This is a genomic window from Kribbella sp. HUAS MG21 (assembly GCF_040254265.1).
Lineage (GTDB): Bacteria > Actinomycetota > Actinomycetes > Propionibacteriales > Kribbellaceae > Kribbella.
Genome location: NZ_CP158165.1, coordinates 6,950,954 through 6,963,785 on the forward strand (window position 1 = coordinate 6,950,954; position 12,832 = coordinate 6,963,785).

General features: G+C 71.2%; 15 protein-coding genes. 6 read left to right on the forward strand and 9 right to left on the reverse strand.

The genetic code is table 11. From position 1 onward, the window contains the following. Window positions 1–21 precede the first annotated feature (21 nt). Window positions 22–1,233 (forward strand): Cmx/CmrA family chloramphenicol efflux MFS transporter, encoded by a 1,212-nt coding sequence (locus tag ABN611_RS33525; protein ID WP_350276294.1) that lies wholly within the window; start codon window positions 22–24, stop codon window positions 1,231–1,233. Here ABN611_RS33525 and ABN611_RS33530 read toward each other — a convergent pair. Further along, window positions 1,191–1,988, reverse strand: coding sequence for a TIGR02569 family protein (locus ABN611_RS33530; protein ID WP_350276295.1), 798 nt, complete (start codon window positions 1,986–1,988; stop codon window positions 1,191–1,193). The two genes, ABN611_RS33525 and ABN611_RS33530, sit on opposite strands and share 43 nt — an antisense overlap. Before the next feature lie 18 nt (window positions 1,989–2,006). Continuing rightward, window positions 2,007–3,428, reverse strand: a complete 1,422-nt coding sequence (gene ngcE / locus ABN611_RS33535) for an N-acetylglucosamine/diacetylchitobiose ABC transporter substrate-binding protein (RefSeq protein WP_350276296.1) — start codon at window positions 3,426–3,428, stop codon at window positions 2,007–2,009. Between the two features lie 180 nt (window positions 3,429–3,608). Here ngcE and lexA point away from each other — a divergent pair, with 180 nt between their 5' ends. Then, on the forward strand, window positions 3,609–4,262 hold the full coding sequence (gene lexA, locus ABN611_RS33540) for a transcriptional repressor LexA (RefSeq protein ID WP_350276297.1): 654 nt from the start codon (window positions 3,609–3,611) through the stop codon (window positions 4,260–4,262). Here lexA and ABN611_RS33545 read toward each other — a convergent pair. Genes ABN611_RS33545 through ABN611_RS33555 form a run of 3 tightly spaced genes read right to left on the reverse strand, consistent with a single transcriptional unit; the run spans window position 4,259 to window position 6,220 of the window. Then, the gene (locus ABN611_RS33545) at window positions 4,259–5,449 is read right to left on the reverse strand and encodes a DUF6596 domain-containing protein (RefSeq protein ID WP_350276298.1); all 1,191 of its coding nucleotides are present in this window, start codon (window positions 5,447–5,449) and stop codon (window positions 4,259–4,261) included. The two genes, lexA and ABN611_RS33545, sit on opposite strands and share 4 nt — an antisense overlap. Next, window positions 5,446–5,793 carry a YciI family protein gene (locus ABN611_RS33550; protein WP_350276299.1) on the reverse strand — a complete coding sequence of 116 codons (348 nt, stop codon included), beginning with the start codon at window positions 5,791–5,793 and terminating at the stop codon, window positions 5,446–5,448. The genes ABN611_RS33545 and ABN611_RS33550 overlap by 4 nt, the downstream gene beginning before the upstream one ends. A gap of 28 nt (window positions 5,794–5,821) precedes the next feature. Next, window positions 5,822–6,220 (reverse strand): VOC family protein, encoded by a 399-nt coding sequence (locus ABN611_RS33555; protein ID WP_350276300.1) that lies wholly within the window; start codon window positions 6,218–6,220, stop codon window positions 5,822–5,824. 86 nt (window positions 6,221–6,306) lie between these two features. Here ABN611_RS33555 and ABN611_RS33560 point away from each other — a divergent pair, with 86 nt between their 5' ends. Next, entirely contained in the window at window positions 6,307–6,933 is a 627-nt protein-coding gene (locus ABN611_RS33560; protein ID WP_350276301.1) for a methyltransferase domain-containing protein, read from the forward strand. Between the two features lie 13 nt (window positions 6,934–6,946). Here the strand turns inward: ABN611_RS33560 and ABN611_RS33565 are convergent, their stop codons facing one another. Next, a complete protein-coding gene (locus ABN611_RS33565; RefSeq protein ID WP_350276302.1) occupies window positions 6,947–7,387 on the reverse strand; it encodes a nuclear transport factor 2 family protein in 441 nt (146 codons plus the stop codon). Between the two features lie 90 nt (window positions 7,388–7,477). Here ABN611_RS33565 and sigJ point away from each other — a divergent pair, with 90 nt between their 5' ends. Next, window positions 7,478–8,365: an RNA polymerase sigma factor SigJ gene (sigJ, locus tag ABN611_RS33570; protein ID WP_350276303.1), complete on the forward strand. Its 888-nt coding sequence runs from the start codon at window positions 7,478–7,480 to the stop codon at window positions 8,363–8,365. Here the strand turns inward: sigJ and ABN611_RS33575 are convergent. Together ABN611_RS33575 and ABN611_RS33580 are read right to left on the reverse strand one after the other, a co-directional pair. Next, complete coding sequence (locus ABN611_RS33575) at window positions 8,328–9,563, reverse strand: FAD-dependent oxidoreductase (RefSeq protein ID WP_350276304.1); 1,236 nt, start codon at window positions 9,561–9,563, stop codon at window positions 8,328–8,330. The two genes, sigJ and ABN611_RS33575, sit on opposite strands and share 38 nt — an antisense overlap. A 7-nt stretch (window positions 9,564–9,570) precedes the next feature. Further along, entirely contained in the window at window positions 9,571–10,437 is an 867-nt protein-coding gene (locus tag ABN611_RS33580) for a diiron oxygenase (protein WP_350276305.1), read from the reverse strand. 107 nt (window positions 10,438–10,544) lie between these two features. On the opposite strand from ABN611_RS33580, the gene ABN611_RS33585 reads away from it, so the two are divergent. Both ABN611_RS33585 and ABN611_RS33590 read left to right on the forward strand, forming a co-directional pair. Then, a complete protein-coding gene (locus ABN611_RS33585; protein WP_350276306.1) occupies window positions 10,545–11,096 on the forward strand; it encodes a Chromate resistance protein ChrB in 552 nt (183 codons plus the stop codon). Continuing rightward, window positions 11,093–12,223: an MFS transporter gene (locus ABN611_RS33590; protein WP_350276307.1), complete on the forward strand. Its 1,131-nt coding sequence runs from the start codon at window positions 11,093–11,095 to the stop codon at window positions 12,221–12,223. Before ABN611_RS33585 ends, ABN611_RS33590 begins: the two co-directional genes overlap by 4 nt. Here the strand turns inward: ABN611_RS33590 and ABN611_RS33595 are convergent. After that, window positions 12,198–12,818 carry an SAM-dependent methyltransferase gene (locus ABN611_RS33595; protein ID WP_350276308.1) on the reverse strand — a complete coding sequence of 207 codons (621 nt, stop codon included), beginning with the start codon at window positions 12,816–12,818 and terminating at the stop codon, window positions 12,198–12,200. The two genes, ABN611_RS33590 and ABN611_RS33595, sit on opposite strands and share 26 nt — an antisense overlap. Window positions 12,819–12,832 lie beyond the last annotated feature (14 nt).

A 12,832-nucleotide genomic window follows, 5' to 3' on the forward strand; every position in this document is an offset into this window, starting at 1 on the left:
GATCCACTCTGAGAGGACCTCATGCCTCGCGCTGTCTACCTGCTCGGCCTGGCGATCTTCGCCCAGGGCACCTCCGAGCTGATGCTCGCCGGCCTGCTCCCCGAGATCGCGGCCGACCTGGACGTCTCGATCCCGGCCGCCGGGCTGCTGATCTCCGCGTTCGCGGTCGGTATGCTCGTCGGCGCCCCGATCCTCGCGTTCGCGACCCTGCGCTGGTCCCGGCGGGTCGCGATGCTCGTCTTCCTCGCGATCTTCGCGCTGACCCACGTGGCCGGCGCGCTCACGTCGTCGTACGGCGTCCTGCTGGCGACCCGGGTCGCGGGTGCCTTCGTGTACGCCGGGTTCTGGGCCGTCGCGTCGGTGACCGCGATCGAATTGGCCGGGCCGGCGGCGCGGGCGAAGGCGATGAGCATCCTCGCGGGCGGGCTGACCGTGGCCACGATCGTCGGACTGCCCGCCGGGACGGTGCTCGGGCAGCACCTCGGCTGGCGGTCGGCGTTCTGGGCGGTCGCCGTACTGTCTGCGCTCGCGATCGGCGGTGTGCTCGCGACGATCCCGCGGGGACGCGCGGCGAGCACACCCCAGCTCGGTCGCGAGCTGCGGAGCATGGCGAACCCGCAGCTCTGGCTCGCGTACGCGACGACGGCGCTGTCGACCGGCGCGATCCTGGTGATCTTCAGCTATCTCGCTCCCCTGCTCACCGAAACCACCGGGCTGTCGGCCTCCTGGGTGCCGGTGATCCTGGCGCTGTACGGCGTCGGTGCACTGCTTGGCATCACCATCAGCGGCCGTACGGCGGATCGGCGCCCGTTCGGCACCCTCGTCATCAGCCTCGCCGGCGTGATCGTCGCGGCCGCCCTGCTGGCGCTGGCGACGAGCACCGCATGGCTCGCGGTCCCCGCGATCATCGGTGTCGGAACCTTCGGCTTCGCGGCCAACCCCGCGGTCAACTCCCGCGTCTTCACGATCGCCGGCTCCGCACCGACGCTCGCCGCCGCGTTCAACATCTCCGCCTTCAACATCGGCATCACCGTTGGCCCCTGGCTCGGCGCCCTCACGCTCGACGCCGGCGCCGACTACCCCGCCGTCGGCTGGCTGGGCGTCGCCCTCGGAGTACTTGCCCTAGGCACCATTCCGCTCGCGATGCGCGCCGCCGGTCGCCGCCGCGTCGATCGCTCCGCCGCCGGCGATCAGGCGGCGTACGAAACTGCCAGCTCGATCACCGGCGCGTAGGCCGCCCGCCGTGCGTCGGTCCAGACCGCGGCACCCCCGGCCAGCTCGTCGGTCGTCATCCGGTACAGCAGCGCGCGGACGAGCATCTGGCCCCACTCGGGCAGGTGCGCCCAGCGCGCCGCGAGCTCCGGTTCGGCGCCGTACCAGCACAGCGCGTCGGCGACCGCAACGGCCGCCGCCCAGGACGGAGGCCGCCAGTACACCGGCCAGTCGATGATCGCCGGCGGGAGACCGTCGGCGAACATCACGTTCCCCGGCAGGTCCCCGTGCACGACCTGCGCCGCGAGCTCCACCGGCCGCCAGGCGGCAACGAGCGGCCTGGTCAGTTCGCCGTACGCCGGACTCCCGTCGAGCGACTGCTCGCGCCAGGCGACCCGATCCCCGTCCGCCCAGGGATCGTGCCGGTCGTCGATGAAGTCCGGCCGCGACACCCCGGCAACGGCCTCGTGGAACGCGGCCGCCGCGACGAGTACGTCGTCCTGCCGCCGCACGTCGGTCGCGCCGGGCAGCAGTTCACTCGCCTCCCACCCGAACGCAACCCAATCGCCGCTCACCGCCCGCACCGGCCTGGGCACCCGGAAGTCCTTCGACTCCGGCAACGCGGCCAGCACGCCAGCGCGCCAGGCGCTCTCGCGTCCGGCGCGCTTGAGTACCACCGCGCCGGAGCGCCAGGTCTCCCCCTGCCCACCCGCCAGCCGTGCCGGCGGCTCGGACAATCCGAACGCCGCCAGCACCCGCTTCGATGGACCATCCATGGCTGGTGGACTGCGTGACTAGCTGCGCGTCTGCTTCTTGGTGCTGGGGTTCTTGGCGGTTTCGTCGGCGAGTTTCTGCATCTGGTTGCAGAAGTCGTCGGCGGTGATCCGGCCGGCGGCCAGTTCGGCCATGATGCTGCGCGACGGCTTGTCCATCGTCGAGTACCAGCCGGCGAAGTACGCCGTCCAGTTGTTCGTCCCGCCGGACTTGATCAGCGCGGCCGACGACGCGGCGCCGGGGCTGAGCTTGATGCCCTCGGTGGAGCCCTTCACGATGGTCGGCGAGCCGGTCAGCTCGGTGAACTTGCCGGCCGCCTCCTTCGACAGCATGATCCGCAGGTACTCCAGGCCGCCCGGCTTGTTCTTCGCCTTTTCCGGCACGATGAAGTTCTCACCGGCCGCGATCCGCGTGCACTCGGCGGGCAGCTTGGCGCCGTCGAGTAGCGGCGTGTACGTCGCAGTGGTGAGGAAGTCGGCCGGCGCGACCTTCTTCTGCTCGTTCTCCAGCCAGGAACCGGACGGGATGAACGCGGCCTTGCCGTTGTTCCACGCCGTCTGGGCCTGGATGTGGTCGAGGCCCTCGGTGCCCTGCATGAAGTACCCCTTGCCGCGCAGCTCGAGCAGCGCCTCGGCGCCGAGCTTGATCGACGGGTGCTTCCACGCGTCCGGCTCCAGCGAGTCGATCGCCTTGATGACCTCGTGCCCGCCGTGCTTGACGGCCATGTCGAGCACGATCTGCCCGATGTAGTTGCCGTGCTTGCCCTGGAAGGCGATCGGCGCGATGCCGGCCTTCTTGATCTCCTCGCACAGCGTGAGGAACTCGGCCCAGGTCTTGGCCGGCGTCCAGCCGTTCTTGTCGAAGAGCGCCTTGTTGTACCAGAGCGCGTAGACGGTCAGCACGTACTCGAGGACGAGCGGCTTGCCGTCGAGCATCGCCGCCTCGAGGCCGATCGGCTCGAGCGTGTCGCGGACCTTGACGTTCTTGTCGTCGATCGACGGCGCGTCCAGCAGCGGCGTCAGGTCGGCCAGCTGCCCGGTGCTCGCCAGCGTCGACATCGGCAGCAGCGAGGCGCCGGAGTTGTCGATCACATCCGGCGGGTTGCCGCCGTTGAACCGCGGCTGCAGCTGCGGAAGGATGTCGGTGATGCCCTTGTGGCTGATCTGCGCCTTCGGGAACTTCTTGCTGTACAGGGCCTCGTGGGCCTTGGCGTAGTCGTCGCCGTACCCGCCCTTGAAGATCACCACGTCGAGTGGCGCGTCCTCCTTCACGGCGAACGGGTTGTCGTCCGACTTCGTCCCGCCCCCGTCGGTCGAGCTGCCGGAGTCCTCGCTGCCGCCGCTCGCGCACGCAGCCAGCGTGCTGCCGCCGGCCGCGAGCAGAGTGCCGACCGCGGCGCGCTGCAGGAACAGCCGCCGGGACAGATTGCTGGGAGTGGTCATCGATCCCGCCCTTTCGAGTACTTCTCGAGCACATCTCGAGCACTTCGGTCACGACGCTGCAAAAGTTTCACCATCGCCGCTGACTGGGAAGTATTTTTCCTACCAGGGCGATGGTGTCAAGACCGAATCCCCGGGCGGGTCGAACCGTGACCGCACCGGAAACGAGCCTAAGATTCCGCGGTGACTGATCTCGACCTGTTCGGCGACCTCGACACCGGCGCGCTCCCGGAGCGGCAACAGCGGATCCTGGTGGTGATCCGGGACTGGGTGACGCGGCACGGGTACCCGCCCAGCAGCCGGCAGATCGGCGACGCGGTGGGACTGCGGTCCTCGTCGTCGGTGTCGAAGCACCTGGCCAGTCTGGAGGAGAAGGGGTTCCTCCGCCGCAGTCCGTCGGTGTCGCGGCCGATCGACGTCCGGATGTTCCTCCAGGAGCCGGCCGCGCGGGCGGCGAGTGACGACAACGTGCCGGTGCCGGTCGTCGGTGACATCGCGGCCGGTACGCCGATCGCGGCCGTCGAGCACGTGGACGACGTCCTGCAACTCCCCCGCGGGCTCACCGGGCGCGGCAACGTGTTCGGGCTCCGGGTCCGCGGCGAGTCGATGATCGACGCCGCGATCTGCGACGGCGACATCGTCGTGGTCCGGCAGCAGTCCGAGGCGCACTCGGGCCAGATCGTCGCCGCGATGATCGACGAGGAGGCCACGGTCAAGGTCTACCGGCGGCGCAACGGCCACGTGTACCTCGAGCCGCGCAACCCGGCGTACGACGTCATCGACGGCGACGACGCGGCGATCCTCGGCATCGTCGTCTCGGTACTGCGCAGCGTCTAGTTCGCCAGGCGCTCTTGCAGGAGGCCGAGTTGGGCCGGGTTCGCGGTGAGCCGGGCGGCGCGCTCGTCGGCGGTGCGGGCCTCGGCCGGGCGGTCGAGATCGCGGAGGAACTGGGCGCGGGTCGCATGGAACAGCGGGTAGGTGTCGAGGTCCCCGGCCAGCGCGTCGAGCTCCGCGAGGGCGTCGGCCGGACCGCGGACGTAGGCGAGCGCGATCGAGCGGTGCAGGCTCGTCACCGGGCTCGGCTCCAAGGCGATGAGCAGGTCGTAAAGGACGAGGATCTGCGGCCAGTCGGTCTCGGACCAGGTCGGCGCCTCGCTGTGGCAGGCGGCGATCGCGGCCTGCAGCTGGTACGGACCGGGCGCGCGATGGCGGCGCGCCGTCCTGGTGAGCAGCGCGGTCGCGTCGGCGATCGCAGCGTGGTCCCAGAGCGTGCGGTCCTGGTCCTCGAGCAGCACCAGGTCGCCGGCCGGCGTGAACCGGGCCGCCGTCCGCGCGCGATGCAGCCGGATCAGGGCGAGCAGGCCCGCGACCTCGGGCTCGTTCGGGAGCAGTCCGTGGAGTAGGGCGGTCAGCCATTCCGCGTCGTCGACGAGATCGCGGGAGTGCGCGCGTTCCGCCGTACTGGACAGGTAGCCCTCGTTGAAGAGCAGGTAGATGACGGTCAGTACTTCGGTCAGGCGCTCGGGCAGCTCGTCGTCGCGCGGGATCCGGTACGGGATGCCCGCGTCGGTGATCTTGCGCTTCGCCCGGGTGATCCGCTGCCCGACCGCGGACTCCGAGGCCAGGAAGGCGGCCGCGATCTGCGCGGTCGTCAGGCCGCAGACCACACGCAACGTCAGCGCCACCTGGGCCTCGCGCGCCAGCGCCGGGTGGCAGCAGGTGAAGACCAGCCGCAGCCGGTCGTCCGGCGGCGGCCGCACCGGGAGCTCCAGCTCGGCGAGCTTGGCGCGGTGGTTCTGCTGCCGCCGCAGTACGTCGAGACCGCGACGCTTTGCGACCGTGAACAGCCACGCGTCGGGGCGCTCCGGGATGCCCTCGACCGGCCACCGCTTCAGCGCGATCTCGACCGCGTCCTGGACCACGTCCTCGGCGGCGCTGAAGTCGCCGAGCAGCGACACCAGCGCACCGGCCAGCCGGCCCGCGTGGTCACGCACCACGCGGGCGAGCTCGTCCTGGGTGCTCACACCTCGTCGACCGGCCGGATCTCGACGACCGGGCAGCCCGGCCAGTTCTTCACCATCCGCAGCGCCTCGTCGAGGTCCTCGACGTCGATCTCGGTGAACCCGGACACGACCTCCTTGCCCTCGATGAACGGCCCGTCGGTGGTCAGCACCCGGCCGCCGTCGAGCCGGACCGTGGTCGCGGTCTCCGCGCCCTGCAACTTGCTCCCGCGGTTGGTGATCTTGTCCCGGTGGTCGTCGAACCACTGGTACACCCGCCGGAACGCCTCCTCCCGCTCGCCGGGCGCCAGGTCCGCGAACTCCTTGGCGAACTCCTCGGTCTCGATGAACATCAGCACGTACTTCACCCGCACACCTCCTTCCGGACAGTCTGGCTCAGGACGCGGGCAGGGTGGCGTAGAGATCGACGCCGTTCCCGGACGGATCCGCCACTGTCGCGTAGCGCATCCCCCACGGCGCGTCGTACGGCTCCTGCAGGCCGGTCACGCCGGCGGCGAGGAGTTCGGCGTACGTCGCGTCGACGGCGGCCGGGCTGTCGTACTCGAACGTGAGGAACGCCCGGCTCAGTTTCGGCGGCGTCCAGTGCGCGGTGACCTTGCCGCGCAGGTCCTCGGTGTCGAGCATCAGGTGCAGCCCGTTCGGCAGGTCGCAGCCGGCGTGGTCGTCCGGCATGTACTGGTCGCGCTCGAACTCGAGTCCGAGGCGGCGGTAGAACTCGATCGCCGCGCCGAGGTCGGACACGACGATGTCGATGGCGTTCACGGTGGTGGGCACTGGTGTCTCCTTCCGGACTGGAACTGCTTGTCATTCAGGAGACGATCGGCGGGCCACGCGATCCGACAGTCTGGCAGGGTGGCTTCATGAGACGGCCGGTATTCGCGCGGATGTACGCCCGGGTGCGCCCGGCGCTCGACGACCAAGGGGCGGCGGAGCACCGCCGGCGGCTGCTGACCGGCGCGGCGGGCCGCGTGGTCGAGGTCGGAGCCGGGGACGGCGGGAACTTCGCGCATTACCCGCCCGCGGTGGAGAGCGTGCTCGCCGTCGAACCCGAGCCGTTCCTTCGCGCCCAGGCCGAGCGGCAGGCCGCCTCCGCGCCTGTCGCCGTGGAGGTCGTCGAGGGTACGGCGGACCGGCTGCCGGCGCCTGATGCCACCGCGGACGTGGTCGTGGTGTCGCTCGTGCTGTGCTCGGTCCCGGACCAGGCCGCGGCGCTCGCCGAGGCTCGACGAGTACTGCGGCCCGGTGGCGAGCTGCGGTTCTACGAGCACGTGGCCGCGGACGGCGGGCGACTCGCGACGGTGCAGCGAGTCGTCGATGCGACGCTCTGGCCGTTGTTCGCGGGCGGGTGCCATACACACCGGGACACGGTGGGCGCGATCTCCGCGGCGGGCTTCACCGTGGAGGAGCTGGACCGGTTCGAGTTCCCGCCGGGACGGTCGACGCCGGCCAGCCCGCACGTACTCGGCCGCGCCCGGCTCCGCGCATGAGGCCGCTCGCGGCTCAGGGCGTGAGGTCAGTGGCGGCGCGGCCGTCGGGGAAGTGCATGGGGACCGAGACCTGGTCGTGCACGATCAGCCACTCGCCGTCAACCCGCTGCCAGGCCGCCGTCCAGCGCACCCACATGCCCGCCGTCGCCCCGGTCGCGAGCGTCCCGCTGATCCGGTTCACGGCGTACGTCACCGCCAGATTGCCGTCGACCAGCACGGTCAGGTCGCGGACCTCGTACCCGAGCGGCACCTGGTACACGCTGAAGACCTTCTCCCAGTTCGCCCACTTCTGCTGGGCGCCGAGGTGCCGCAGCGGCGGCTCGATGTCGAACGAGACCAGGTTCGGCGCGAAGATCGTCTTCAACGCACCGAGGTCACCGTTCCGGACCCCGTCCAGCAAGACATCGATGCGTTCCCGGATCTCGACTTCGGAGACTGCGTTCTGTGTCGTCATGATCAGTACGACGGGGCAGCCGCGCGGACTGTCAGACCTCACACTCAGCGGCGCCGTCTCGTCGTACCAGGTATGAGCGAAAGGACCGAGATGAGCGAGCCCGGGCTGAGCGTGATCATGAACGAGCGCCGTCAGCTGATCAACCTGGCCTACCGGCTGCTCGGGTCGCTGGCCGACGCCGAGGACGTCGTCCAGGAGACGTACGCGCGCTGGTACGCGATGACCCCGGCCGAGCAGCAGGCGATCGACAACCCGGCGGCGTGGCTCACCAAGGTCGCCAGCCGGATCTGCCTCGACCTGCTGCGCTCCGCCCGGGCCCGGCGGGAGCGGTACGTCGGCGAGTGGATCCCGGAGCCGCTGCCGGAGAACACCGACGACGGGCCGGGCGCGGCCGACCCCGCCGACCGGGTCACGCTCGACGAGTCGGTGAACATGGCGTTCCTCGTCGTTCTCGACGCGATGACGCCGGCCGAACGCGTCGCGTTCATCCTGCACGACGTGTTCCGGTACCCGTTCCCCGAGGTCGCGGAGATCGTCGGCCGGACGCCGGCGGCCTGCCGCCAGCTCGCCTCGTCGGCACGCCGCCGGATCCAGAACGCGCAGGCGCCGACCCCGCCGTCGGCGCGCCGCGCGGAGCTGGTCCGGCAGTTCAAGGCGGCCTGGGAGGCGACCGACATCCCGGCGATCGTCAGCCTCCTCGACCCCGAGGTGACCGCGACCGCGGACGGCGGCGGGCTGGTCTCGGCCGCGCTGGAGCCGGTCCACGGCGGCGTCAACGTCGCGCAGTACTTCGCCGACCTGCCGGTACTGCGGCACGGCCGGACGCTGGTGGAGCGGACCGTCAACGGTCAGCCCGGTCTGGTCATCGAGTTCGAGGGCGTCATCGAGACCGTGCTCGCGTTCGACTTCGGCGGCGACCAGATCACGAACATCTGGGCGATCAGGAACCCGGAGAAGCTGCACCCCTGGACGCGCTGACCAGCGTCGCCACGGTCTCCTGGGCGCAGGCCTTGTTCACCCCGATACCGCCGCGCGCGCCGCGTTTGATCCAGCCCGCCACGTAGTGACCGGGCCGGTCGACGACGGCGCCGCGGACGTTCGGCACGATCCCGCGCTCGGCGTCGAACGGCAGGCCGTCGACCCGCTGCCCCTCGAACCCGATCGCGGTGAACAGGTTGCCCGCCGCGATCGTCTCGCCGGTGTCGAGGGTCAGGCCTTCGGACGTCCAGGCCGTCGGCCGCGCGTGGTAGCGCAGTTCGACCCGGTCCCCGGCGACCGCGAGCAGTTCCTCGAGCGCCGGTCGGGTGTACGCCGCCTCGTCCGGGCCGCGGCGGCCGAGCAGCACGACCTGCTTGATCCCGCCGGCCGCGAGCGTACGACGTACCGCCGGCGACACGGCAGCCAGCTGGTCGCTCAGCAGGAGCCGGGCGAGGTCGAGGGCGACGTTGCCGTTGCCCACCACCACGGCCCGCGGGCCGACCAGCTCGACCGGCAGCTCGGCGCCCGGTCGTCCGTTGCACCAGGCAACGAAGTCCTCGGCGGTGCAGGCCGCCTCCTCGCCGGGGATCCCGAGCCGCCGGCTGCGGCGCGCGCCGACCGCGTGCACCACCGCGTCGTACCCGTCCGGGAGTGCGGAGGCCTCGGTGCCGGGCCGCCAGCGCACCCGCGGATGCCGCACGATCCGCTCGAAGGAACCGATGATCTGCTTGGTGTTCGGATGGTCCGGCGCGACGCCGAACCGCACCAGCCCGCCGAGCTGTTCGCTGCGGTCGACGAGCGTGATCTCGGCCGTGGTCCGCAGCAACAACTCGCGGGTGGCGTACATCCCGGCCGGCCCCGCTCCGACGACCAGCACCCGCCGCGGCCCGCCGCCCCGGAGCTCGTACGTCGGCGGCTCCCAGCTGTCGAGGTCCGTCGCCTCGAGCGCTTCCCGCTCCGCGAAGTACGCCGCGTTCCGCTCGACATCCTCGGGAGCCGCCTCCTCGGCGGGCTGGGCCGCGTCGACCGGGCAGATATCCGCGCAGGCGCCGCAGTCGATACAGGTGCGCGGGTCGATGAACAGGCTCGCGCCGGTGCCGAAACCGGGTTCGCCGGGTGACGGGTGGATGCTGTTCATCGGGCAGACCGCGACACAGCTCGCGTCCGAACAGCACTCCCCCGTGATCACGAACGTCATCGTCGGCTCACAACAGGCCGGTCCGCCGGTACACCCGGGCCGCGGCGGGCGTCAGCAGCCCGACCGACCCGAGGAAGTCCATCAGGTTCGCGCAGCTGGTCCGCAGCAGCGACCGGTGGTGCTCGTTGTGCCGCGCCTCGCGGACCGCACGATCGGCGTCCAGGCCGACGTTCGCGTAGACCTGCCGGCCGACCATGCTCGACACGATCATGTCCGCGGCGATCGCGATCACCAGCGCGCTGACCCAGCGGCGGCCGCGCCCGGCACCGGCAAGCCGCTCCCGGGTCTCCTCGCGGGCGAACACCATGTGCCGCGACTCCTCGACCACGTGGATGTGGTTCACGGTCCGGACCAGCGGCTCGACCCGGCGGTCCCGCATCCAGTCGCGCTGCATCACGTCCAGCACCTCTTCGGCCACCAGGATCGCGGCGTACGCCGACTCCCCGGACGCGATCGCCTTGAACGCGCGGCCGAGCTCGCGGGCCAGCAGCGGCGGCCGGTACGCCGGCTCCACCATCCGCTCGGTCGCGCGGGCGAACATGATCGAGTGCCGGCACTCGTCGGCGATCTCGGTCAGCGCCCACTGGAACTCCGCGCTCCGGGCCGGCTTGTCGTACACGTCGCGCAGGATCAGCTGCTGCAGGATCAGCTCGAACCAGATCCCGGTCGTCGCCACCGAGGCGGCCTCGTGCCGGGTGAGCTCCCGCTGCTGCGCCTCGGTGAGCTCGTCCCAGTACGGCGTCCCGTAGAGCGTGCTCCACTCCGGCGACATCCCGTACCCGTCGCCGACCGGCGCGTCCCAGTCGATCTCGGTCTCCGGGTCCCGCGACAACCGCTCCGCCGACCCCAGCAACCGCTCAGCAGTCCGGTCCACCGCACACACCTCCGAGAGCGATATGACATCGTTTATGTAACATACATCGTGGCTCACACGTCTGTCGAGGATCGTGCTCCCATGTAACGCCCGCTACAGTCATGGTTGTGACAGATCGCTGGCTGGTTCTGGTGGTGCGCGTCCCGGCGGAGCCCTCGCGGCACCGGGTCGCCGTCTGGCGCGAGCTGCGCAAGGCCGGCGCCCTGTCGCTCGGCCAAGGTGTGTGGGCCGTCCCGGAGCTCCCCGTCTTCGAAGCCGCGGTACGGCGGACGACCGAGCTCGTGGAGCGTGCCGAAGGCGAGGCCACGGTGCTCGCGGCGGCCGGTCGGGAGGCTGCTGACGGTGCGCGGCTGCGTGCTTTGTACGACGAGGCGCGGCGGGCCGACTGGGCGGAGTACCTCAGGGACTCCGGGAAGTTCGAGGACGAGATCGCCAAGGAGATCCGGATCGGGAAGTTCACGCTGGCCGAGCTCGAGGAGGAGGAGCAGAGCCTCGAACGCCTCCGCCGCTGGCACCGCGACCTCACCAGCCGCGACGTGTTCGGTACGCCGGAGTCCGAGCAGGCCACCGCCCGGCTGAAGGTCTGCGTCGCGCGCTGCGAGGAGTACGCCGAACTCGTGTTCCGCGCGCTGCACCAGCTTCCGGGCGACGAACGATGAGGATGTGGCCGCTCTACGCGGCCGGGTTCACGACCGCGTTCGGTGCGCATGCGGTGGCGGCGAATCTCGGAGGGTCCTCGGAGGATGCGGTCGCCTCGCTACTCACCCTCGGCGTGCTGCTCGCGCTGTACGACGGCGCGGAGGTGGTGCTGAAACCGGTGTTCGGGGCGCTCGCGGACCGGATCGGGGCGCGTCCGGTGTTGCTGCTCGGCCTGATCGGGTTCGCTGCTGCATCCAGCGCTTACGTGATCGTGGATCGGCCGGGATGGTTGTGGGTCGCCCGCCTCGGTCAGGGGGCGGCGGCCTCCGCCTTCTCCCCCGCCGCATCGGCACTCGTAGCCCGCTTGAACCCGTCGGCGAAGCACGGACGGGCGTTCGGCAGCTATGGCTTCTACAAGAGCATCGGCTACACGGCCGGTCCGCTGCTCGGTGGCGCGTTGGTCTGGCTCGGCGGGTTCCGGCTGTTGTTCGGGGTGATGGCCGTGCTGGCGGCGGGGGTCGCGGTCTCGGCGTTGGTCGTCGTACCGGCGGTGCCGCCGCTCCCCCGGAAACGGCAGACGGTGATCGACCTGGCGCGAAGGATCACCGATCCGGTGTTCCTGCGTCCGACCCTCGCGCTGGCCGCGGCCACGGCCGCGTTGTCGGTCGGGGTCGGATTCCTGCCGGTCACCGGCGCCTCGGACGGGCTCGGGACGATCGCCACCGGCGCCGCCGTTTCGTTGCTCGCCGCAACGGCCGCGATCGTGCAGCCGCGCACCGGCCGGGCGCTGGACGCCGGCAAGTTGACCACCAGAGCAGGAATCGCGGCCGGGCTGGGCCTGGCGACCGCCGGTTTCGTCTGCGCCGCCCTGCCCGGCGTCGCGTTCCTGCTGATCGCCGCGGCGCTCATCGGCGCCGGCACCGGTGTGATCACGCCACTCGGCTTCGCGGCACTCGCCGCGAGCACGCCGCCCGAGCGCCTGGGCCAGACGATGGGCACCGCCGAGCTGGGCCGCGAACTCGGCGACGCCGGCGGGCCCCTCCTCGTCGCAGGCATCGCGTCGATCGCCGTCCTGGACGTCGGCTACCTCGCGCTCGCGGCCCTGCTGGCCCTGTGCCTGCTCATACTCCGCCCGGCACGAAACTGAACAGCTGCCGGCCTCTCACCAGCGGCTCGGGGACGCCGGTGAACCGGTGCACGGCCACGCCGAAGCCCGCGTCCTTCTCCGACACCCACACCCGCTCGAAGCCGCCGTCCTCGAACCACCCGCAGATCTCCGGCACCAGGTCCGGCTCCTCACGGTGCCGGGTCCAGATCACCGTGCCGCCGGTGGCGCAGAACTGCCGGCTCGCCGCTACCGTCCGCCGGATGTCCGCGGCCGTGATGTTCCCGAAGATCCCGCACAACAGCACCAGCTCCGCCGGCACCATCCCGTCGTACTGATCCGTCAGCGACGCGTCCCCGGTGATCACCTCGACCTCGGCCGGCGCCCGCTCCCGCGCGGCTGCGGCGAGCTCGGGATCCAGCTCGACCAGGCGTGCCCGCACGTCCGCCCGCCGCGGATGGTCCTCGAGTACGTCGAGCAGGTCGCGCCCCTGCCCCGCACACAGGCTGATCACCCGTACCGGACCGTCCGGCGCGCGGTCCAAGGCCGCGCGTACCTGCGTCTTCACCGCGTCGAGGCGGCGGGAGAGGTCGGAGCCGGGATCGTCGTACCGCTGATGCCATGCCTGCCAATCCATGCCGGAAGCGTAAC